Here is a 19,769-nt window from a genome sequence, read left to right as displayed (position 1 = left end):
TTGTGTTAGGTACATTACGTGCAATTCTTTTGGCGGGCTTCGTTTTGTCAGCAGTGCCATCGTTTGGATTTGTTGAAACTCTGACCCATGGATATTTGAACTGTATGGCCTGCCATATCTCGCCTTCTGGCGGGGGACTTTTAACTGACTACGGGCGCTCGCTATCAAAAGAATTAATGAGTGCTTGGAGTTGGAAAAGCTCAGAACACCCTCTGTTTGGGCTGGCGAGAAATACAAAGCAATTAAAAATTGGCGGGGACTATCGTGCTGTTCAAACCTATTTTGAAAACTCACAAATCAAACAGGGCAAACAGTTTGTCATGCAAAGGAATATCGAACTGGGTTTAAATTATGCGAAGATCTGGATTGTGGGGACCGCGGGTGTTCAGGATGGACCGGCGGGAACCCCCATGAGGGGCGATTTTTTGTCAGAGCGTCACTATCTGATTTGGGAATTGACCGATGAACTAAGGTTAAGACTTGGCAAATTTCGGCTTAACTTTGGTCTCAATGACCCAAATCACACAAGGGTCACAAAGCAACCTCTTGGTTTCGGGTCAAACAGTGAATCCTATGTACTTGAAATCTCCAAATTCAGTGAGGCCGATGAAATTTTTGTGTCGGCAGATCTTGGCAGAATTGATATTCCACGAGAAAAGTCCAAAGAACGTTCCATATCAGCAGGATATTCAAAATACTTTTTCGAGAACTCAAAATTGGGAGCAAACATTCTGCTTGGGGAGAGCGAGGAGAAGAGACGAGGTCTGTTCAATTTGAATGGAATTATTGCCACAAACAAAAAAATGGTATTAAAATTTGAAACTTCCTATGAAGAATCTCATCTCTCAGATTTTCCGACTGACCAGAAGGAGCTGACGGCCACAACATTGAGTTTTGGATACCAAGCGATTCAGGGACTTTTCCCCTACCTTTTTGGAGAACATTTGCAGACAGATCTAAATGATTCAGGGACACAGCAGTCGTCGGTTGGAATAGGTTTACAATTTTTGCCACTTCCTCACTTTGAGTTTCAGGTCGAGTACAAAAAAGGGGTGAATCGGAGCCTTCCTGTCGGCCAGAGTGACAGCGGATGGTTTCTATTTCATGTTTATCTGTAGGTGAATTTGTGATCGATACTTATAATTGCATTCTTTCCAGTGAATCCGATTTTGATCCAGTTGCACGATCAGAAGTGTTCTTCAAGCAAATGTCTGCAAGAAGAACCATCCGTGAGTTTTCATCGGAACCAATAGATCGGGCGATTGTCCTGAATGCGATTAAAACTGCTGGGACAGCTCCTAGCGGAGCAAATCGTCAGCCCTGGTATTTTGCTTTGATCACTTCTCAGTCTATGAAAGATAGAATCAGAGAAGCGGCCGAGAAAGTCGAAGGGGAATTTTATGCCAAAGGCGCGAGTCAGGGGTGGATTCGGGACCTCAAACCTCTTGAAACCAATGCCTCAAAACCCTATCTGAGCGAGGCGCCTGCTTTGATAGCTGTTTTTAGTCGGGTGTCAATTAAGACTGAAGACGGATATAATCAACGGACCTATTATCCAGTTGAATCTACGGGAATCTCTGTCGGATTGTTGATTACGGCACTCCACAATGCTGGACTGGCAACGTTGACCCATACTCCGAGGCCGATGTTTTTCCTAAATTCAGTGTTGAATCTAAACCACTCGTTTCGGCCTTTCATGATCGTGGTGACAGGCTATGCCAAGAAGCCTGTCAAAGTTCCAGATATTCATAGAAAAAATTTAGACCAAATTATGGGGGAGTACTGACCGGACTGAATTTTGAGGGAGTCACCTTGCAGTGGCCAAATTTTCCTGTGAATTTCCAGGTCCTATGGAGCTTGAATATTGGCGCGAGCCTTGAATTCAGATCCAATCGATCTGCTTATATAAGATTTTCAATCTTATACCAATGCTCAAAATCTTGCGGTAGACGTGAGCCATGAAATTATTCGTTCTGGCTCACCTAAGTCTGGTTGCTTTGATTTCTTGTTCTGATGCGCTTGCGCAGGCTTCGAGGAGTTATAGCGTTGACCCTCAGGAGTGCGTAGGCAGACTCCAATGGAATATTGATTTTACGGGAGCCAAGTGCAAGGTGCGAAATGGTCAGTTAAGCGATGGCCAAGGTATTCAGTCTGTCAACTTTGTTTTTCCCGACGTGGAAGGATGGCCTAGGATAAAAGTAGGCATCCACCCCTTAAGAAACGGGTATGTTCTTCGGCTGAAATCCGAAGAACCGGTATCGCCAGATGCAATTAGGCCCTTATTAACTTGGGCTTTGGGGGTAGCCGCTCCTCAAGGCATCGCAATGCCTGAAGGTTTATGTGCTCATTTTCTCAGCGAGGTGAAGGGCTTGTTTTGAATAAGCCTGACGTAAGCCTCTTGGGGAGAACCAAAAGCATTCAAAAATATCTCTTCTTTTTGGGGTTGTTCTTAATTTCAAGGACAGGCAGAGATGGCTGCTGCAGGAATGCGCTCCGTTCGGCTCTCAGACATTCAATCGCGAGCTGTTGCTAAAATCCAAGAAAAAAGGAGTGCCGGCGAAATCGGAGATTGTTATAAAATTGAGAGCAATGAGGAGCCTATATTGCAAATGGCGCGATGGATTTGCCTTTCGGACCGCATTCAGGCAGAGATAGATTTGCAGTTTAAAATTCGGATAGATGAAATGAATTTATCTGAAAGCGAAAGAGATTCATTGAAATCTGGTCGTCTCAGCTTGAGCGAAGTCTCTGAGCTTCGCGCCTTGAGGATGGCCTCTCAAATTTTTGAGCAAAACACTTATTTAAAGGATGATGCGGAAGGCAGCAACTGGACTAATATTAAAGGGGAGCTGTTTGGTGGTTTTCAATTCAACTGTTGGAATAGAACCATAACGTATAACTCCTTTATCGAAGTATTGTCTCAGCGCGGACTCCTACAACACTTCTTTTTGGCCAGAATGGTCACAAAGCGTCCTCCGATTCATAAGGACTGGTTAAATGGGGGCCATGTGGCCTCTCGGATTGTCAATTTGAGAACCAAGGAAGATTTTGTAGTCGATAGCTGGTATGAACCAGGTAGATCTGCCACCCATATTTTAGGCTTTGACGATTGGCTTGAATTACCGGTTTCTTACCTGAGAAAACCCTTGTTCAAAGACGTTGCAGAAATTGGTTTTGTTCAAACCGAGGCTGCCAGCACTGCGGGCTGCAGGCAGCACGGTCTCTCCTTCTGACAGTCGCTTTATTCTCGAGCCATTGCCTTCTAAGGGAAGTCAATGGTATCAGTATCTCCATGGAATTTTCATCCATAGTGTCCCGTCTCACATACTTGGACCGGCTAATCTCATATAACTGGACCGCCTGATTTTTGGAGGTCTATACTTCAGTTTTTTCGATGTCAATATCTGGCAAAAAGACTTGGGCCATTCTTCGACATCTCGGTGCTGGTCAAGATCATCGCCGAGTTGTATTTGCGTCGATCAAAGAGATCAAATATCTCTTCACTCACATCCCGTGGCATCGTCACTACGCCCCAGTCGTCAAGGATCCAAAGTTTGGACGTCAAAATTTGTTTGAACAATTTATCCAAAGTGTTCCGCTCCCGGGCCATCCGATCTTGGCACTGAGTCTTTTACGCTCGAACAAAACACACTGTGGCCCAGTACTGGCTTTCATGCCCAAGCAATTGCGCAGTGGGTTTTGCCAGTTCCTGGACTCCAGAACAATGCAATTTCATTGTCCTCTTACGAACTTGCAACTCGAAAGCCCTTCGATCTTCTCGCGATTGATCCTCTTGTTAAAACTCCAATTGAACTGCTCCAATGTTCTCCTCTTGGGAATGTCGCCTTTTAATCCTACGTTCAATCGCTTTTCCTTGCGCGTATTCAGCTCATGCTCAAATAATGTCGTCAGCCAGGAAAATCGGACTTGATTTTTCTGGCTGCCAAAACCGACTCTAAATTCTCAGCTGCCGACGGTAGCCTTAGCATCGTCAGTTGCTGACGGATTGTTCTATGCTCACTCCACGCTCCCTCTTGGTTTTGGCTACATCATTTCACGACCCGTAAGTGAGCCCTATACTCACTCATCGGCCTTGTGAACTTGCCGCCCGTTGTATTAAAATTTTCAGTCTCCATTTTTACTTTTGGTGTCATCTTCAAAAACGAGGACCGTGCGAAAACGATCGAACTGATTTCAATTGCAGACGCACAGGCCTTGTCGATCAAGGCATTCTGGTATTTTGTTCAACGTCAGGATTCCCCAGACCACCAGTGTCTCAAAACCTTCCCCCTCGATAAAATGATCTGGATCATTCGAGCGACATTGCCGCCGATAGCCTCTGCCTGCTTGATGTAATGGGCGTGATTCTGCAAATTCGTTTCGTTCGAGGATTGTAGGATCCTTGCACGCCTGGCGCTGGAACTTGTCTTTGATTACATCATAGACTTCCAGCCTCCCAGCGCAGTAAATCGAAAGCTTTTCTCCGTTACCAATCAAAGCACACTTGGCCCGACAACCTCAAGTCAACTCGATAGTATTTATTCAAAAACCTCACATATCCATCACGGCGAACAAACCATTCAAAATGGTCTCGATCTCATAAGGAACCTGGGGCAAGTCACGCAATGTCTTTTGTTCCTGATTCTCAAAACCCCACAGGCTTCTCGCCATGAGTGCCGTGCTTGCGACAGTTGGCAATCTTCATTTTCAAATCAATATGGCTTTGGGCTTTCTCGATTGAAAATTCCTTCAAATCAAAGGACTCAAAAAGCCGCCGAACCAATTGCACCGTACGTTCAACCCTTGCCCTTCTTCTGTGGATCCGCCGGAGGGAGGGCCTCTATCGTAAAACCGGTATGCGATGCAAATCCCAACCGGCATTCAAATCGGCTCGTGCCCGAGGCACGATTCACGAATACCTTTGGATTGTCAGAGGTGATTTTCCTTGGAACCCCACCCAACCTCAAAGAGCATTGATTGGATCGCTTTCACCGTTGCACAAAATCGCACTTGTCCATCACTCGAACCATCGTACCGACTGGACCCAAAATCCCGATAAAGGCCCATATGGTACGTTTGCGACCGTCCTGATCTAACATCGAGAGCCTTCGCCCAGTCCACCTGCAAGCATTCCCCGGGGAGGAATGATTTCAGGTGATGAGCCCCGAAGCAGACGGTCGGACTGGAAAATGCTGCCTCTCAAGATAGCGGTAAAACTTGCACGGAATCGACACCGGAATCTCTTCGAAGATTGTCTGTGGGACCAACCTAGATGGAGTCGCTCCAAGATCCAATTCTTGTGCGATCGAGCAGAGCGTCGGCTTCTGCTGGTTTCGACTTGCGGAGATCTATGATCGGAAAAGGGCCTCCGGATAATTCGGCAATTTCCTATCAGTCGACCGAAAGAGTTTTGTCATAGGCAAACTGCTGATAGGGGCTGGCACCATTCTGGTGATTGTTGGGGTCTTTTTTGTCTATGCTGACAAAATTCCGTTTTTGAATATATTGGGTCGCCTTCCGGGCGATATCCATATCGAAAAGCCTGGCTTTAGTTTCCATTTTCCGCTAGCGACAAGTATTTTATTAAGTCTCGTGTTGAGTTTTATCGTTTGGCTTGTTTCTAGACCTTAGAGATCCAACATTTGGTACTCAGGTTTGTCAGCTTTTGAAGAGTCAAAAATTCAGATGGCGGAGAGGGCGGGATTTGAACCCGCGGTACGGGTTTACCCCATACGGTTGTTTAGCAAACAACTGGTTTAAGCCACTCACCCACCTCTCCAGGTGACCCTGTTAGCTTTCGGGAACACTGCCACAGGACATTGGTAGAATCAAGGTTCAATAGTTGCCTGGAAAGATCTCCCGCTCAACAGTCTCAATCACCGTGTGTATAATCTTGATATGCATTTCCTGCACTCGATCAGACGTTTTTGCTGGCACTGTGATTGATAGATCACAGATGTCTTTGAGTTCCCCACCGTCGCGTCCCAAGAGGCCTACAGTACGGATATTCATGTTTCTAGCCATTTCAACTGCTCGAATGACATTGGGTGAATTCCCACTTGTGGAGAGTCCCACGAGCAAATCACCTTCACGGCCGAGGCCCTCAAGCTGTCGGGAAAAGATGGAGTCAAACCCATAGTCATTTCCAACGCAGGTAGTGTGGCTTGCATCTCCCAGAGCGATTGCACCCATGGGTTTCCGATCCTTGCGATATCGACCCGTCCACTCCTCCGCAAAATGCATTGCATCACAGTGGCTTCCGCCGTTTCCGCATGTAAAGAGGTGACCACCGCTTTTAAAGGTCTCAATGAGAAGACGAGAAAACTGGCTGCACTTATCTAACTGACTGGAATCATTAATAAATTCATCTAGAATCTGGCGAGACTCAGTCAGGGAATTTTTCCAAAGAGAAGTAAATGTCATATCTAAACCTCAGCATCGCTTGTCAGGCCCCTTGTTCGGCAGAACAGGAACGGCCCTCTGGTCAAATCATCAACTTCAACATGCCTAAAGGACCCTTGATTGTCACCTTTGGCTTTATAGATTTATAGATTTGTAGATTTACAGATATATGGATTTATGGCTTTTGAGCAAAACCGGATGGGACTCTTGAGCTGGACACTAAGACGAAAGAGAGACCTTGATTTCCTAGCACAATATGTCTAAAAGTGTGCCAGTCGATTCTTTGCGTGCGCGCCCGTAGCTCAGCTGGATAGAGTACATGACTACGAATCATGTGGTCGGAGGTTCGACTCCTTCCGGGCGCGCCAATTTCATTATTGAATACGTATGGAATTTTCCTGAATGGGAAGACGGCTCTTTAAAAACTGAGCCCAGACTTTTTAGTTAAGTGTCTATTCTGACACGAATTTTTGGATGACGATGGCCGCGCTAAGTAGTTGGAAATAGAGTGAATTATTCTAAATATTTCATTGGATTTGTTCTCCTGTTTTTTCCTATACTTGGTGAAGGCCAGATGCCAGGTCGTGGTGATTGTTTCCATCTGCTAAGAGGGGCCACCATTCCCGAATCTGTCTTTGTGAAAAAGCGGCCTCGCAATTGGAAAGCACCTTTAAGATATGAATCTCCTGATCTCTATTTCTCCCAGGCACCTCGTTCACAATGGAAGACTATTGAAGAAGCGAGGCAGTCGTTTATTGAGAGAACCAAGAGAAAATTTGAATCGGTACCAGATTTGACCACTGTTTTAAGTGGCTCTGAAGCGAGTTCTTTGATGGCGGGATTCTGTGTAACGAAGCCACTCAGAAGTCTAGCAAACATAGTTTGGGGGTGTAACTCCCGGGCTGAAGAAATTTCAATTTTTTCGAGTGATCGCGATATCTATCTTGGCCGTTTGATAGCGGCAGGAAATCTAACTGGAACTTCTTGGGTTGATCAGCATGAGTATCAGTGGGGTTGGCACATCGTGCCTTACGCGCGAAGGTCCGATGGTGACGGTGACGGAATATGGATCTTTGATGTAGCGATATCGCCGAAGCCTCTGACTTTGGCCGAATGGATGCGGGCAATTACCGACCCTGCTGCTCCTGTTGAAATCGACCTTGAACTTGAACCGGTGCGCGAAATAAGGCCTATTGATGCCATACAGTTATATCAAGATTGGACGCGCAATCTCTAGAGTTTTGCTTTTCAATTCTTACCAGGTATTTCGGGATGCCAAGCCTTGGACTTAGCGCACTCTGATAATTCTCTCATCGGTTGCGCTTATCCTCTTCCGTATTGAGAGAATATTATTATAATCGCTTCTATAACTTGAGAACCTGCTCTTGCAGAAGGCCACATTTTTGTCGGATTCATTTGTGAAGGAGATAAGAAAAATCGAAACTTCCCGGGATTGGAAAACGGGATCGTTTAGATTTGGATTGTGTCTGATCGCGTTTGAATTGATCACGGGAATCATTCTTTTATTTTGTGACAGACTAAATTCTATCTCTGGATTTGTTCTTTTAGCTCATGCCTATCTGGGTATTTTTCTTATATTCTCGATCATTATGCTCCATTTTCGCCTACGGATTCACGGTTTCTCAAAAGGCGAAAGGAGGGTTTGGTGGGTTGGCGTCCTCTCGCTTGTGAATTTGACTATTTCGTACGGGACTGCACTTCCTATGCTGTGGGTTGGAGTGACAGGAATTAAATGGATTTGGTGGTTTCATGTTCTTTCATCCTTTACGGCAGTTTTATTTCTCTCGGCCTATGTCTATTTCATTATTCGATTCGTTTGGGACTCCTTGTTGCCGTTCCAGAAGAATGTCTTTCACAAGGCTGTAAAAAAAATAGTCTACTCAGGGGTGCGCTGGACGGCAACTTTGGTGGCCTTCACTTTGACTCTTGGTTTGGCAATCGAAGCGAGATACGTTTACAAAAACTATCTCAACAAGGGCCGGAAATCTCAGACAGAAAGTATTCTTTCTCCGAGTCACGTTTCTCTTGCTAAGGGGAATCTCCTATCTCTTGATGGTTTTACCAATTCAAAGAGTTGCGGTGCAAGTGGCTGTCATGAGGAAATCTATAAGCAGTGGGAAGAATCGGTGCACTACAGAACGCCTAATCCCTTTGTGATAAAGACTGCAGAATTATTGAATTCAGAGGCGGACAAGGGTCTTTTTAAAACGCCTCATACCAATCACAAGGGGCCTGAGGTGTTTAAGGTTTGTGCCGCCTGCCATTCACCTGTGGGTCTCGTAACAGGGCAAATCAATCACAATTACGGGGATTTCAAAAAGCATGAGGGAGCATCCTGTGTTCTTTGTCATAAAATGAGCAAAGTAAAAGTGAGTGGGCAGTGGGTGTCCTATGAAGTTGAGGAAAAAAATGAATTCCTGTTTTCAGAATCCAAAAGTGAAGCAATTGCTTCGTTGCACAATAGCATTATTAAACTGAAACCCTCATCACATAAACTGGAGTACATGAAATCCGATTATAAGGAGGCGAAATACTGTGCTGCCTGCCATATGCGCTTACAGTATCCCAGTTGGAGAGATGGGCATTATGGACAATCAGCGTCTGCGAATTTTAAAACCTGTCAGAATTGCCATATGGAAGGGATCAGTACGAATGCTGATGTTTCAGCTAAGACAAAAGGAAAAGTAGCAAGCCATCGATTTCTATCCGCAGGATTTACAATGGCCAAACTGTTTGAAAAAGAAACTCAGATGATGGACTCTCAAAAATTTATTCAAGATAAAAGAGTTTTTATTGGCATATTATCGCCCAGTGTATTTATGGGTCGAAAAGTGGATTTTATTGTTCGAATTGCCAACATTGGCGTCGGGCATTCCTTCCCTGCCGGACCAGAGAGCGATTTGGTTCTGGCTTGGCCAGAAATAGGTATCAAGGATGAAAAGGGAAATCTGATTTTTCAATATGGCAGCCTAGACAAGGACAATCTGCTGGATGAAGTTAAGACGGTTGTATTGAGGTCTGTACCAAGGGATGTCGAAGGCAATTTGATGGAAACGGATAGGCATCGATCTTGGCTGTTCTCGTCAGATCAGAAAAATATAATACCGACAAAGAATTTCATAGATATCCCATTTCAGGTGCGAATTGGAAAGGATTCTTCTAGATTATCAATTGTAGCCAAGCTTCGTTACCAGAAACCAAATCAGAAATACGCAAATTGGGTTTTCGGAAATAGTGAATTCAAGGTGCCCACTGTTGACGTGGCATTTGCCGAAGGGACAATCAACAGGACAATTGAAGAAAGTGAAATGAAACAAGCAAGAGAAATTTGGCAGAATGAAAAAGACAACTACCAGTCTATCGATCCGGAATTGAAACCAAGAGAATCCTTCCAGGATGAGGATTTTCGATTTTCAATTCGAGATAATATTATTCTCGGTGATGTTTTCCATTTTATTCAATTAGGGAAGTCGTTTGAAGCTTCGGAAATCTTTAATTCGCTCCAAAAAAGAGTGCGGGAAAGCCCAGGACTTGAAAAAACTCGACAAGTTCTTAGAGAAGGCTTGGAGAATTCAAAAGAGATGTAATCTAATTCAAGAAATTCAGGAAATATCTCGAAAATAGATCTAAGACAAACCTAAAATAAACCTAAAATAAACCTTAGATAAACCGCAGATCTTTATCTCTGAAGTCCGAGTATGGAGCAACTCTGATACCTCTTCATCCCCAAGTAAAAAAACTTTTTTGCTGCGAATAGAACAACTAGGCTGCCAATCACTTCCAAAGCCAGTAATTCTAGTGTGGGTTGTACTAAAAAGGAAGCTGGTATCACACCAGCGAGAAGGATGGGAGTTAGAAAGATGGCCCAACGCGATCCGCTCTCGCTTCCGCCAAAAATAGGATAAGTATTGAACGCCAAACACATATTGATTAAGACGGCATGAGCATTTTCGGTTCGGCGAAACCAAAAGGCCAAAGATCCAGAGAAAAGAAAAAAGGAGTAAAGAGAAACACAGGCGAAAAAGACCATGACTAGGCTGTGAAGAAAAAACAGAAATCCTGAGTGAAAGGAAAAAATAACCAGACCCAGGCTTCCCAAAATTACGTCGCCCCAAGCGGGCAAGTCGGAACTGGTGAGAGATAGGGTCAAGAAGGGGCTTCTTGGCGTTACCATAGCAAGATCGAGACTCCCTTGGTTGATCTGAGTATCCAGGTTTGCGACTCCACCTAGAAACACGTGAATCGCACCCCAAGCCAACATGAGAACAGAATTCATAATAAAAAAAGTGTCCCTCGCCTCGATGAGGGAAGTTTTTCCCGCGAAAAGCATGGCCCAAATACCGAGAAGAGTCAGGGAATTATTCACAAGCATACCAGTAATGCCAATCCAGAAGTTAGATTGACTCGACCAGTGAGAGTTGAAGTGAAACCGAGCTGAGCGGCCGATGAGACTCATGTCATCCTCCCCAGGCCTGAAATAGTTTACGTCCCCTTTTGTAGAAAAGAAGGAGCAATAGGATCAAAACAGAGTCAATGAGCAGTAGTCGAAAAAGCCACATGTTTCCTGTTGTTTGATAGAAGTGTCCGTGGACTGCGTAAAAGGCGGGCTGAAAGAAGAGATCAGATCCAGGTAGCTGGAGAAAGATTTTCTTCCAGGGATCTGCAAAATCACTGAGAGGACCGAAAACACCGCCGAGGGCCAAGAACAATTTAGAAAATGGAAGAATAAAATAATCTGTTTGCGTGTAAGAGAGCCGAAAAGCACTAAAGAGAGTGACCAACAGAGCTTGTGGAATTGCAAGGAGGAGGATGAGTTCGATGATTCTTCCGATAAACTCCATTTTATTGGCTGGGGAAGCGCCGAGTAAGAAAGAAAATGCAAGGAGAAATAATGAATACATGATTCTCTTGCCGAGGCAGTTTCCAATATTGGAGCAGATCTCCCGAGCCAGCCAAGAACGAGGGCGTGCAAGAAAAAGAGAGAAATCCTCAGTGCCTCGCAAGATCATCTTTTTGCTGAGAAAGCTCATAAACAGCATTTCTGTCACACCGAGATAGAGAAAGACTTGAGCGTGTGAAAAATGGCTGCTCTGAGGATGAAACTTTACCCATACGAGCGAAAGGAGCCAAATGAAGAAGCAAAAGAGGAAATAGGTAACTCCCGTAGCGCGCAGGTCGGTATAGTTTTCGCGGAGACTAAAAGACATCAGTAAAAAATAGTACCGAATTTCCAGAATTGAATTTTGGTAGACAGATCTTAACATCGCGTCTGTTTCGCTTCAATTCGTGTGCGAGAGTAGCGCTTTTGAATGACCTCTTCCAGAGGAACTCCAGAGATCTGGATATCTTGCAGGAGGGTTCCATAGTTCAGAGATAAAAATTCCATCACTCTGGGGAGGGGGGTCTTATCCAAACAAAATTCAAAGTTCTTTTCCATGGGGTTGTTGCTTTCGATTTCATGCAGCCCATTGATAAGGTCTTGAGTTGAAGCGGCGCCTTCACCAAGTAAAAGCTTAATTCTTCGAATGGTAGACAAGTCCCCTCTGACTTGTTCGAGACGTCCGTCATAGGCCTTTTCTCCGTGATTGATAAGGATACACCGCTCACAAAGGGCTTCGACATCGCCCAAGTCATGACTGGTGAGAAGCATCGTTGTCTTTTCATTCCTTTGCCATTCCTTCAATTTTTCTCGAAGACTTAGTTTAGCTCCTATGTCTAAGCCGATTGTTGGTTCGTCCAAAAGTATGACTTTTGGACGGTGAACAAGGCTTGCGATAATCTCACAGCGCATTCGCTCTCCCAAAGAGAGCTCTCGAACCCGCCTTTTTAAAAGGTTTGTGGCGCCAAATATTTCACTCAGTTCACCAATGCGCTTTTTCTGATCTGCACCACTGACGTAATAGGTTTCAGCTTGCAAAATGAGACACTGGTGTACGGTCATATGAAAATACAGTTGTGATCTGGCTCCAAAAACCAAACCGAGCAGCAGATTGGCTTTTTTTGATCCAGCTGGGGCTCCCATGATCTTCACTTCGCCATGATCTGGAACTAGAATCCCGCAGAGTAATTTGATAGTGGTGCTCTTGCCAGCGCCATTTGGCCCTAGAAACGCAACGGATTCTCCAACCGATACTTGAAGATCAAGATGATTGACAGCAGGGGGCAGAGACGGAGCAAAGCGCTTAAATAACTGCGAGGCACTAATAGCGAGAGGACGTTGGTTTTCAAATGGAACCATGCTCAATTTATCCTAATTCGTAGCTGAGAAAAAGACCGACGAAATCCTTCGTCAATGCGGGAGCGATTTGCCACCTTGGAATGGAATTCTCTGATTGTTCCCGGCTGCTGCTCGTTCTGGATTTGTTGACCCTTGAGACTCCGAGGCCAAAAACTGTACCAATGGTGGCGCCAGCCACAACATCGTGGAGGTAGTGTTTATTGTCGTTGATGCGACTCAAGCCTGTCAATGTAGAGAGAGCTGTGGCCATGAGACCATAAGGGAAAAAACCATGTTCGGCTGTCACCACAGATGAAAATGCAAAAGCGGCCGTGGTGTGTCCTGAAGGAAATGATTTTGTATCATTTCTGTCGTTGGGGCGCGGTTCTTGAATTGTGACTTTGAGCAGGGTAGATGTCGCGACGGCATACACACTGGCTTTCATCATGATAAGACTAAACTCAAGATATGAATTCTCATCTGTAACTTTGTAGGCCCAGTACATCGCCCCCGAGTAAATTGCATTGGGGATAAATCTGCCACCATAGTCACCAAGAACGGAGAAGTCTCCCAGCGGCTTGCGTTGAGAAAAATCTCTTTGAATGGGATCGACAACTTCTCCTTTTAAGAGGACGAGAGCGGCAGTCAATGTGGTGCCGCCGATAAGCCAATTCCTAGCGTCCGTCTTCAGTGGAGAAGTTAACTCATCTCGGATCAGTTGAGGTTCAAAATATTGCGAGTGATTGGAGCTAGCAGGTTCGGGATCGCCGGAGGCTTCTGCTACTGGCATGATGGCAGTCACTTGTAAGGCAATCAATAAAAAGCGAACAAAAATTCGTGGCAAATAAAATTGACGGTTATTCATCGCCGTTCACCATATGCTGACCGATCCCCATTTTCAATGCTTGACTGATCTTTAAAACGAGAGGGGATAGCTTTTTATCAAAAGGAGTCGATCACGATGACCCATTTGGAGTCGGAGGCTGAGACTTCTTTGCGAAGGGCGGGAGGATTTATTATTATAATGATAACAGCGAGCTTTTTCTTGGCACTTTGATATTAGATTCAGGGGTTTTATTATGACAGGTTGGCAGAGAATGAATCCTTTTGTGTTGTTTGCGTCGATGGGATCCGGAGGTGCGAAAGCTTCACCTTCACCGGCTTTATCTGTAAGAGCAGTACGCGCCCTCGTCTTTTTTAGCCTGAGTTTGTCCCTCTTTGGCTGTAATGTTAATAATCAAATAAAGGGACATATTGGGATTGGCAGCAGTGGAAATGATTTTGGTAAATCTGAAATTATTGTGAGCGGGTCGGGAATTGCCGATGGTCAGACGCCACTCTATATTTTGATCAGACTGATTAATTCTGATGGAAGGTTGGTGGCCAACTATCGTCCTGACTACCAAATTTTGAGTGGGGCTGGGGTGACAGGCGCTCCGTGCACTAATTCTGACATCAATGGCGTCTCCGTTTGTGCGATGAGAGCCAATTCTGCGGGCACAAAGACGATGAGGGTGACCAACACGGGCACTGCTGTCTCGCTTCAGAAAAATTTTGACTTTTTAGCTGCTGCAGGAAGAAATTCCGTCGTGGGCTTTTCATCGAGCGGAGCTAAACAGGAATTAGCCTCTGGTTATCTCGTTCATGCTTCTGTGAGCGGACTTACTTCTTCTATTTTTGAAGTCACTGGAGGAGGCTACAAAGTCTACTCCAATCTTCAGGGAAAAATGGACGGGGATTGACGGGCTTCTCTCATTTTTTTGGAACCGAAAAATCTCTCCTCAAGTGCTTTCTATTCAAATTTTATCAAGTGCTCTTTCAAACTGGCTCCATCTTTGCTCAAGGGAGCCAGTGTAGCCAATTGAGAGGCGCACCAGTCCTGGCCGTATTCCTGCACTTTTGAGTTCCTCTTCACTCAACTCGCTGGAGGTGGTGCTCGCAGGACATGTCATTAAGGTTTCAGAGTAGCCGAGGCTCACAGCCATAATGCCAAATTTTTCTCCATTTTGAAGCAGATCCATGAGTCGATACGCCCGTTCAGTTGTTTCCATATCGATGCACAGGAGGCCTCCGTAGCCGTATTCCTTGTTTCGGATTTGATCCAAGGTAGAGCGACCTGGATGAGAAGGAAGGCCTGGATAAATGACCGGGACTTTTAGTTCCTCCAATCGTTGAGCAAAAATCAAGGCACGATGAGAGTGTTCCTTCATTCGAAGGGATAAATGAGGAATTCGAAGACCAATGGAGGATGCCGAATGGGGGTCCAGAGTTGGACCGAGAAGCATCATTGAACCCAAATGGAGATCCATCAGAGATTCGATCAGCGAGGTCGGTCCACAAATGGCTCCTGCAATAATATCAGAAGCGCCGTTTATGAACTTGGTAAGAGAGTGAACGACAACGTCGGCGCCCCATTTTATTGGGGATACAATCAGGGGAGTGAAAGTATTGTCAACGACTAGCTTAACTCCATGCTTGTGAGCGAGGGATGCCAGCTTCGGAATGTCTGGAATACTCAGCATGGGATTGGACATGGTCTCGATATAGAGGATACGTGTATTTTTGGTGAAAGCCCTTTCGACCAAATCTAAATTCAAAATATCCACGAAATTGGTTTTAATGCCACACTTTAAGGGAGAAAATCTTTAAAAAAAGCAAAGGTTCCGCCGTAGATGGTGTGACTTGCCAAGATTTCGTCCCCGCTATTGCAATATTGGAGAACGGTAGATGAAATCGCGCCCATTCCGGAGGAGGTGCAATAGCCAGTCTCAGATCCTTCCATTTGGGCCAACTGCTTACCTAAATTGTATACGGTTGGATTGAAATGCCTTCCGTAAAGAAAACACCCACCCTGGTTAGGGCCGACTTGTCCACGAAATATCGCAGGGAGAGTCTTTGCATCCATCACAGAAAAAGTCGTGCTGGCCTCGATAGACATATTAACTCCGCCATGTTCGCCAAATTCGTGGTGCATTTCGGCCAGCGACTCAACTGGATCAAGCGGCTTTATAGATGCCTTTGTTTTCGAATTCTCGCTTATTTTCATTTTGTCCTGCCTATTCTTCATCATCAAAACTTTTTGGCCGACCAAATCGGCTGTGAGAGCCTGTTTCCTGACGACTATCATCTATCTTAGAATCTGAAGATAAGGCAAAAAGTAAAAAGATCTGTTTTTCAGGCTCGTTGTTCATGACTTCAAGAGTCAATTTGAGGTATGTTCTTGGCACTACTGAGGGAGTCGGATTTGAAGCTATGTTAAGGGAAATCAAAAATGGTATTCAATTGAGTTTGATCGTACAGCCCAATGCATCCAAATCAGAGATCATTGGGGAGCACAATGGCAGTCTGAAGATTCGAATTAAGGCCCCGCCCGTCGATGGAAAAGCCAACGAGGCCGTAGAATCGTTTATATCTGAGCTTTTTGAGGTACGTCAGAGGCAAGTAACTGTGCAACGAGGGACGAGCAGTCGAAAAAAAATGATTGAAGTGACTGGAATAGGAATGATTCAGGCAAAAGCGATTTTGGCCAAGCGGGGAATCAGTAGTCCCTGATTTATTTTGTTCCGAGTAGCTCGTCTCGCAACATCTCAAGTGTGATGGTTTGACCAGATTCTTCAATTACAAAGGTGATTCCAAGTCGTAAATTGATGGCCAATGTCAATTGGTTAGAAATATCTTCTTGGAGTAACTTCACCCCTTGAAGTTTAGAAATCTCACCCGCCTGAATTCTGGATCGTATTTGGAGAGCAAAACTGTCGTTCTCAAACTGAGAAATGTTCTCTGAGATCCAGTCTGGTATTCTGGTTCGCGATGGAATATGGCCGAGAAGCCAATCTACCGAGAGCGCTGCTCGAGCGTAAGACTGATAGGTGAGAAGTAACAGATCCCTTTTTTCTTCCGGACTGAGGGGGCCGATTCCTCGGTCTGTGTGTTGAGCTTCAGGTTTAGCTTCGATACCCCGGGTGAAGAGTTGGTTGAGGTGAATATATAGAGGATGGCCACTTGCCACTCGAGCGGCGTCTTCGGAAAGAAGTTGTTCTGGTGGGAGGCTACCAAATCGCTGCCAATATTCTTCCCAGGCCATCTTTAAAAGAAAAGCCGCCTGTGCTGCCTCTGATCTGTCAATTTGCTCTGAGCGCCGAAGCTCTAAGATGGATTGGAATCGGTAATCGTGTTCAATGAGTAATTCAATTTGAGTGGTATTTTGTTGGCTGCGAGCCTCTAAAGCGCTGTCTAGGGCTAATGTGATGGGTGTCGTGTAGATTGCCGTCATGAGCATGGCTGTGAGAAGAGTGGGCCTCATGTTCTCGTTTCGAATCCGTCTAAACAGAGATCGCACGGGTCGTTCCACGCCAGTCTGGTAGTAAAAGGTTCCTGGCGTGAGTCGGTAATTTGGTTGGCCCATCAGTCTTGCTAGCCACCGGGAAGGAGCTCTCAACCAACGAGTCCATCTTTGCCAACGGGAAAAGTCGGCTTGAGTGGGATTGACTTTAGTCAGTAGTCCCATCCACTGAGTCTCGACTTCACCCAATTCGGCCGGCTTTGCAATTATTCTTCGACCATTAGATTCTCTTACTTCTGTGAGGTACTGTTTTGTTTTGATAGCCGTGCCCGATGCGATTTTAGAGGTGGACTCTATCGCAGCTGTCACCAGGCGTCTGCAGAGGCCCGTTTGCTGCCCGAAATTAGCTTCTGACCAAGCGGGAGAGAAGCTGGTTACGGCAAAAATAAAGAGCAGAACTATGGGAGGCAAAACCGCATGTTTCATGAGTGATGCCTCCCCTCCCAACAACTATGGTAAATTATTGACCGCCGATTTTAGCGGCCAAGGCACTATAAATCGAACTCACAGTTCCTGTGCTATTGTTCGAAATAGTATCAATCAGTTCTTGCCCACCGATGGAATCAACTTTCTCGGCTGCTAAGTCTAAGACGGGAAATAATCCTGGATCGGATCCGTCAACAAACACGAGGTAAGTTCTTGTTCCGAGATTTGCAATCATAACCACGCCAACAGTGGTTGCGACGGCAGTGAGTCCCTTGCGACCCCATCGGGAGAACATGCCCACCTTTAGTTTTTTTAGTTGGGATTCAAAATTCGAGAGTTCTCTTTGTTTAGCTTTTAATTTGTCGGCAATCGTTTGGTGAGCTGTTATCTCATCGAGTCTTGCATTGTTTGCTATTCCAACTTCTTGCTTCACAGTTGAAGAAACATTAAACTCTTGAGCTGCGGCATGCGCTTTATTTATGTCGTCGAACGTGCTTTTGTCGACCTCTTCAAGAACGGCTACTTCTGCTTTTGTGATACGAATTTTGGACTCTAATTCACGAATTGCTATTGCATCGGGCTGCAGAGATTTTGCAGCGCTATACATTTTCGATGCCACTCCTATATCCAAGAGGGCCAATAGGCCTTGAAACGCGAGGATATTTGTTTGTTCATCATGAGTGTAGCTAGACGCAATATTTTTAAGCGATCTGCGTGCTGGTTCATTCTGTTCGGCGAAGCTGTTGATTGTAGTTAAGATGCAGATGGCGATCATGACAGAAGTTTTCTTCATATTACGTGACTCCAAAAAATGGCTAATAGTTTGTTAGCATTGTGGTGGTAGCATATTTCGTGCCGTGCTTTGTCGCGTTCTTGATGCACTCAGAGCCATCAGAACAAACAATGGAGGCTGCTTTTCGTCCGAGATCTAACGAAAATCGGCCAGCCGCTTTCGGCGAAAAAAGGTTTTCAGAATGTGACTACACTCTTCTTCGAGAATGCCCCCAGATATCAAAGGACGATGATTCAACCGAGAGTCGGAAAGAATCTGATAGAGGGACTCAACGGCCCCGGCTTTGGGATCCCTGGCGCCATAAATGACGCGGTCAAGACGAGACTGAACGATAGCTCCCGAACACATCACACAGGGTTCCAGGCTTACGTAGAGCTCACAGCCCGTTAGGCGCCAGCGCCCCAGCTTCTGAGAGGCCTCCTGAATAGCCAAAACCTCAGCGTGATAGGTTGGATTTAAGCAGGATTCTCTCAGGTTGTGGGCTTTTGCGACAAGCTCCCCTTCGCAAACGATGACCGCTCCAACGGGGACTTCTCCTATTGCTTCCCCCTGTTTTGCCATTTCAAGGGCAAGCCTCATCCATTTCTCATTTAAACTCATAGAAAGAACATAAGCCGGTTGGGGGGTTGCTTCGAACTCGCAGAATCCAGGTTTGGAATAGGGTTTGTCAAGCGGGGAATCCTTTGATAGACCTGGCCTTCTTTGCTGTTATTTAAAGCAGCAAATCCAGTCCGTTTGGACTGATTTTACACGAAGGGCAGGTGATTATCCTTGGCACTGATCAGAATACGTGACAGCGAAGCTTTTGAACAGGCCTTCCGACGATTCAAAAAATCTTGCGAGAAATCTGGGATTTTGTCAGAAGTAAAAAAGCGTGAGCATTACGAAAAGCCCAGCGTGCAGAAGAAGAAAAAGTCTATCGCGGCGCGAAAGCGTCTCGTTAAGAAGTTGAAAAAAGTCGGTCGCGGGCGCGTTTAGCGCGCCCGATCCTTTCGTTATTTTTGGAAGGTGAAATGAATCTAAAAGAAAAAATTCTTGCAGATATGAAAGAAGCAATGAAAGCCAAGGACTCTCATCGGCTCGAAGTGCTTCGTTTTTTGCAGAGTGCGGTTAGGTATAAAGAGATTGAGTTGCGTCCGGGGCTTATCAATGATGCTGAAATCATTGGTGTTGTGACAAAGCAGGTAAAGCAAAGAAAAGAGTCCATTGATCAGTTTGAGAAGGCTGGGCGCAAGGATCTCGTCGATAAAGAAAAGTATGAGCTATCTGTTCTTGAAGGGTATTTGCCACATCAGATGAACCGTGCTGAAGTTGAGGAGGTCGTCGAAACTGTCATCAAGACCCTGAATGCAACTTCAATGAAACAAATGGGTGCTGTGATAAAAGAGGTTTTGGCGAAAACAGCGGGCTCCGCTGATGGGAAGCTTGTGAGTGAAATTGTTAAGGCGAAATTGCAGTAAGAATGTGAACGATAAAACGATAAACAGGCATTCGGCGATCACTCAGTGACGATTGTATTGAACCCTTTCATTCGCCGAGCTCCAAAAAACAAGATTGTTAATTGTCCC

Annotated in this window: 20 protein-coding genes, 2 tRNA genes and 1 pseudogene; 12 read left to right on the top strand and 11 right to left on the bottom strand. The window is 45.3% G+C overall.

Features of this window, described 5'->3' with window-relative positions; translation table 11 throughout:
• Positions 1 to 2 precede the first annotated feature (2 nt).
• The 4 genes from IPL83_15665 to IPL83_15650 all read left to right on the top strand — a co-directional run bounded on the left by IPL83_15665 (position 3) and on the right by IPL83_15650 (position 3,233).
• A complete protein-coding gene (locus IPL83_15665; protein ID MBK9040573.1) occupies positions 3 to 1,118 on the top strand; it encodes a hypothetical protein in 1,116 nt (371 codons plus the stop codon).
• The gene (locus IPL83_15660; protein MBK9040572.1) at positions 1,091 to 1,786 is read left to right on the top strand and encodes a nitroreductase family protein; all 696 of its coding nucleotides are present in this window, start codon (positions 1,091 to 1,093) and stop codon (positions 1,784 to 1,786) included. Before IPL83_15665 ends, IPL83_15660 begins: the two co-directional genes overlap by 28 nt.
• 172 nt (positions 1,787 to 1,958) lie before the next feature.
• Positions 1,959 to 2,378, top strand: a complete 420-nt coding sequence (locus tag IPL83_15655) for a hypothetical protein (protein MBK9040571.1) — start codon at positions 1,959 to 1,961, stop codon at positions 2,376 to 2,378.
• A 93-nt stretch (positions 2,379 to 2,471) separates the two neighbouring features.
• On the top strand, positions 2,472 to 3,233 hold the full coding sequence (locus tag IPL83_15650; GenBank protein ID MBK9040570.1) for a hypothetical protein: 762 nt from the start codon (positions 2,472 to 2,474) through the stop codon (positions 3,231 to 3,233).
• Between the two features lie 164 nt (positions 3,234 to 3,397).
• Here IPL83_15650 and IPL83_15645 read toward each other — a convergent pair whose 3' ends face one another.
• Positions 3,398 to 3,589: an ATP-binding protein gene (locus IPL83_15645; protein MBK9040569.1), complete on the bottom strand. Its 192-nt coding sequence runs from the start codon at positions 3,587 to 3,589 to the stop codon at positions 3,398 to 3,400.
• Positions 3,590 to 5,415: 1,826 nt separating this feature from the next.
• Here IPL83_15645 and IPL83_15640 point away from each other — a divergent pair.
• Positions 5,416 to 5,631, top strand: coding sequence for a DUF2905 domain-containing protein (locus IPL83_15640; protein MBK9040568.1), 216 nt, complete (start codon positions 5,416 to 5,418; stop codon positions 5,629 to 5,631).
• Positions 5,632 to 5,686: 55 nt separating this feature from the next.
• Here IPL83_15640 and IPL83_15635 read toward each other — a convergent pair.
• Positions 5,687 to 5,779: transfer RNA gene (locus tag IPL83_15635), tRNA-Ser, on the bottom strand.
• Between the two features lie 56 nt (positions 5,780 to 5,835).
• Positions 5,836 to 6,423 (bottom strand): D-sedoheptulose 7-phosphate isomerase, encoded by a 588-nt coding sequence (gene gmhA / locus IPL83_15630; protein MBK9040567.1) that lies wholly within the window; start codon positions 6,421 to 6,423, stop codon positions 5,836 to 5,838.
• 270 nt (positions 6,424 to 6,693) lie between these two features.
• Here gmhA and IPL83_15625 point away from each other — a divergent pair.
• The 3 genes from IPL83_15625 (at position 6,694) to IPL83_15615 (ending at position 10,010) form a co-directional block, all read left to right on the top strand.
• A tRNA-Arg gene (locus IPL83_15625) sits at positions 6,694 to 6,770 on the top strand.
• 140 nt (positions 6,771 to 6,910) lie between these two features.
• Complete coding sequence (locus IPL83_15620; GenBank protein ID MBK9040566.1) at positions 6,911 to 7,639, top strand: hypothetical protein; 729 nt, start codon at positions 6,911 to 6,913, stop codon at positions 7,637 to 7,639.
• Positions 7,640 to 7,805: 166 nt separating this feature from the next.
• Positions 7,806 to 10,010, top strand: a complete 2,205-nt coding sequence (locus tag IPL83_15615; GenBank protein MBK9040565.1) for a hypothetical protein — start codon at positions 7,806 to 7,808, stop codon at positions 10,008 to 10,010.
• A gap of 92 nt (positions 10,011 to 10,102) precedes the next feature.
• Here the strand turns inward: IPL83_15615 and IPL83_15610 are convergent, their stop codons facing one another.
• Genes IPL83_15610 through IPL83_15595 form a run of 4 tightly spaced genes read right to left on the bottom strand, consistent with a single transcriptional unit; the run spans position 10,103 to position 13,505 of the window.
• Positions 10,103 to 10,879, bottom strand: a complete 777-nt coding sequence (locus IPL83_15610; GenBank protein MBK9040564.1) for an ABC-2 family transporter protein — start codon at positions 10,877 to 10,879, stop codon at positions 10,103 to 10,105.
• A gap of 1 nt (position 10,880) precedes the next feature.
• Positions 10,881 to 11,687, bottom strand: a complete 807-nt coding sequence (locus IPL83_15605; protein ID MBK9040563.1) for a hypothetical protein — start codon at positions 11,685 to 11,687, stop codon at positions 10,881 to 10,883.
• On the bottom strand, positions 11,681 to 12,661 hold the full coding sequence (locus tag IPL83_15600; GenBank protein ID MBK9040562.1) for an ATP-binding cassette domain-containing protein: 981 nt from the start codon (positions 12,659 to 12,661) through the stop codon (positions 11,681 to 11,683). Before IPL83_15600 ends, IPL83_15605 begins: the two co-directional genes overlap by 7 nt.
• 7 nt (positions 12,662 to 12,668) lie before the next feature.
• A complete protein-coding gene (locus IPL83_15595; protein ID MBK9040561.1) occupies positions 12,669 to 13,505 on the bottom strand; it encodes a phosphatase PAP2 family protein in 837 nt (278 codons plus the stop codon).
• Positions 13,506 to 13,719: 214 nt separating this feature from the next.
• Here IPL83_15595 and IPL83_15590 point away from each other — a divergent pair, with 214 nt between their 5' ends.
• Positions 13,720 to 14,382, top strand: a complete 663-nt coding sequence (locus IPL83_15590; protein ID MBK9040560.1) for a hypothetical protein — start codon at positions 13,720 to 13,722, stop codon at positions 14,380 to 14,382.
• A 54-nt stretch (positions 14,383 to 14,436) separates the two neighbouring features.
• On the opposite strand, the pseudogene IPL83_15585 reads toward IPL83_15590, so the two are convergent.
• Positions 14,437 to 15,614 (bottom strand): annotated as a pseudogene (locus IPL83_15585) (aminotransferase class V-fold PLP-dependent enzyme).
• A gap of 278 nt (positions 15,615 to 15,892) precedes the next feature.
• On the opposite strand from IPL83_15585, the gene IPL83_15580 reads away from it, so the two are divergent.
• Positions 15,893 to 16,192, top strand: coding sequence for a YggU family protein (locus IPL83_15580; protein ID MBK9040559.1), 300 nt, complete (start codon positions 15,893 to 15,895; stop codon positions 16,190 to 16,192).
• Between the two features lies 1 nt (position 16,193).
• Here IPL83_15580 and IPL83_15575 read toward each other — a convergent pair whose 3' ends face one another.
• The 3 genes from IPL83_15575 to IPL83_15565 all read right to left on the bottom strand — a co-directional run bounded on the left by IPL83_15575 (position 16,194) and on the right by IPL83_15565 (position 18,801).
• A complete protein-coding gene (locus IPL83_15575; GenBank protein ID MBK9040558.1) occupies positions 16,194 to 17,408 on the bottom strand; it encodes a hypothetical protein in 1,215 nt (404 codons plus the stop codon).
• Positions 17,409 to 17,442: 34 nt separating this feature from the next.
• On the bottom strand, positions 17,443 to 18,201 hold the full coding sequence (locus tag IPL83_15570) for a hypothetical protein (protein ID MBK9040557.1): 759 nt from the start codon (positions 18,199 to 18,201) through the stop codon (positions 17,443 to 17,445).
• Positions 18,202 to 18,336: 135 nt separating this feature from the next.
• Positions 18,337 to 18,801: a nucleoside deaminase gene (locus IPL83_15565; GenBank protein MBK9040556.1), complete on the bottom strand. Its 465-nt coding sequence runs from the start codon at positions 18,799 to 18,801 to the stop codon at positions 18,337 to 18,339.
• Positions 18,802 to 18,972: 171 nt separating this feature from the next.
• On the opposite strand from IPL83_15565, the gene IPL83_15560 reads away from it, so the two are divergent.
• Positions 18,973 to 19,179 carry a 30S ribosomal protein S21 gene (locus IPL83_15560; GenBank protein ID MBK9040555.1) on the top strand — a complete coding sequence of 69 codons (207 nt, stop codon included), beginning with the start codon at positions 18,973 to 18,975 and terminating at the stop codon, positions 19,177 to 19,179.
• A 35-nt stretch (positions 19,180 to 19,214) separates the two neighbouring features.
• Positions 19,215 to 19,661, top strand: coding sequence for a GatB/YqeY domain-containing protein (locus tag IPL83_15555; GenBank protein MBK9040554.1), 447 nt, complete (start codon positions 19,215 to 19,217; stop codon positions 19,659 to 19,661).
• Positions 19,662 to 19,769: the final 108 nt, after the last annotated feature.

This window comes from Bdellovibrionales bacterium, assembly GCA_016716765.1.
GTDB lineage: Bacteria > Bdellovibrionota > Bdellovibrionia > Bdellovibrionales > UBA1609 > JADJVA01.
This window is presented reverse-complemented; position numbering and strand designations above follow the sequence as displayed.

Excerpts from the sequence above, each read along its gene's own strand:
- IPL83_15660 (MBK9040572.1), top strand. The coding sequence starts at position 1,091 with ATGGTTTCTATTTCATGTTTATCTGTAGGTGAATTTGTGATCGATACT.
- IPL83_15595 (MBK9040561.1), bottom strand. The coding sequence starts at position 13,505 with ATGAATAACCGTCAATTTTATTTGCCACGAATTTTTGTTCGCTTTTTA.
- IPL83_15600 (MBK9040562.1), bottom strand. The coding sequence starts at position 12,661 with ATGGTTCCATTTGAAAACCAACGTCCTCTCGCTATTAGTGCCTCGCAG.
- IPL83_15650 (MBK9040570.1), top strand. The coding sequence starts at position 2,472 with ATGGCTGCTGCAGGAATGCGCTCCGTTCGGCTCTCAGACATTCAATCG.
- IPL83_15605 (MBK9040563.1), bottom strand. The coding sequence starts at position 11,687 with ATGTTAAGATCTGTCTACCAAAATTCAATTCTGGAAATTCGGTACTAT.
- IPL83_15565 (MBK9040556.1), bottom strand. The coding sequence starts at position 18,801 with ATGAGTTTAAATGAGAAATGGATGAGGCTTGCCCTTGAAATGGCAAAA.
- gmhA (MBK9040567.1), bottom strand. The coding sequence starts at position 6,423 with ATGACATTTACTTCTCTTTGGAAAAATTCCCTGACTGAGTCTCGCCAG.
- IPL83_15655 (MBK9040571.1), top strand. The coding sequence starts at position 1,959 with ATGAAATTATTCGTTCTGGCTCACCTAAGTCTGGTTGCTTTGATTTCT.
- IPL83_15555 (MBK9040554.1), top strand. The coding sequence starts at position 19,215 with ATGAATCTAAAAGAAAAAATTCTTGCAGATATGAAAGAAGCAATGAAA.
- IPL83_15580 (MBK9040559.1), top strand. The coding sequence starts at position 15,893 with ATGTTAAGGGAAATCAAAAATGGTATTCAATTGAGTTTGATCGTACAG.
- IPL83_15610 (MBK9040564.1), bottom strand. The coding sequence starts at position 10,879 with ATGAGTCTCATCGGCCGCTCAGCTCGGTTTCACTTCAACTCTCACTGG.
- IPL83_15575 (MBK9040558.1), bottom strand. The coding sequence starts at position 17,408 with ATGAAACATGCGGTTTTGCCTCCCATAGTTCTGCTCTTTATTTTTGCC.
- IPL83_15570 (MBK9040557.1), bottom strand. The coding sequence starts at position 18,201 with ATGAAGAAAACTTCTGTCATGATCGCCATCTGCATCTTAACTACAATC.
- IPL83_15590 (MBK9040560.1), top strand. The coding sequence starts at position 13,720 with ATGACAGGTTGGCAGAGAATGAATCCTTTTGTGTTGTTTGCGTCGATG.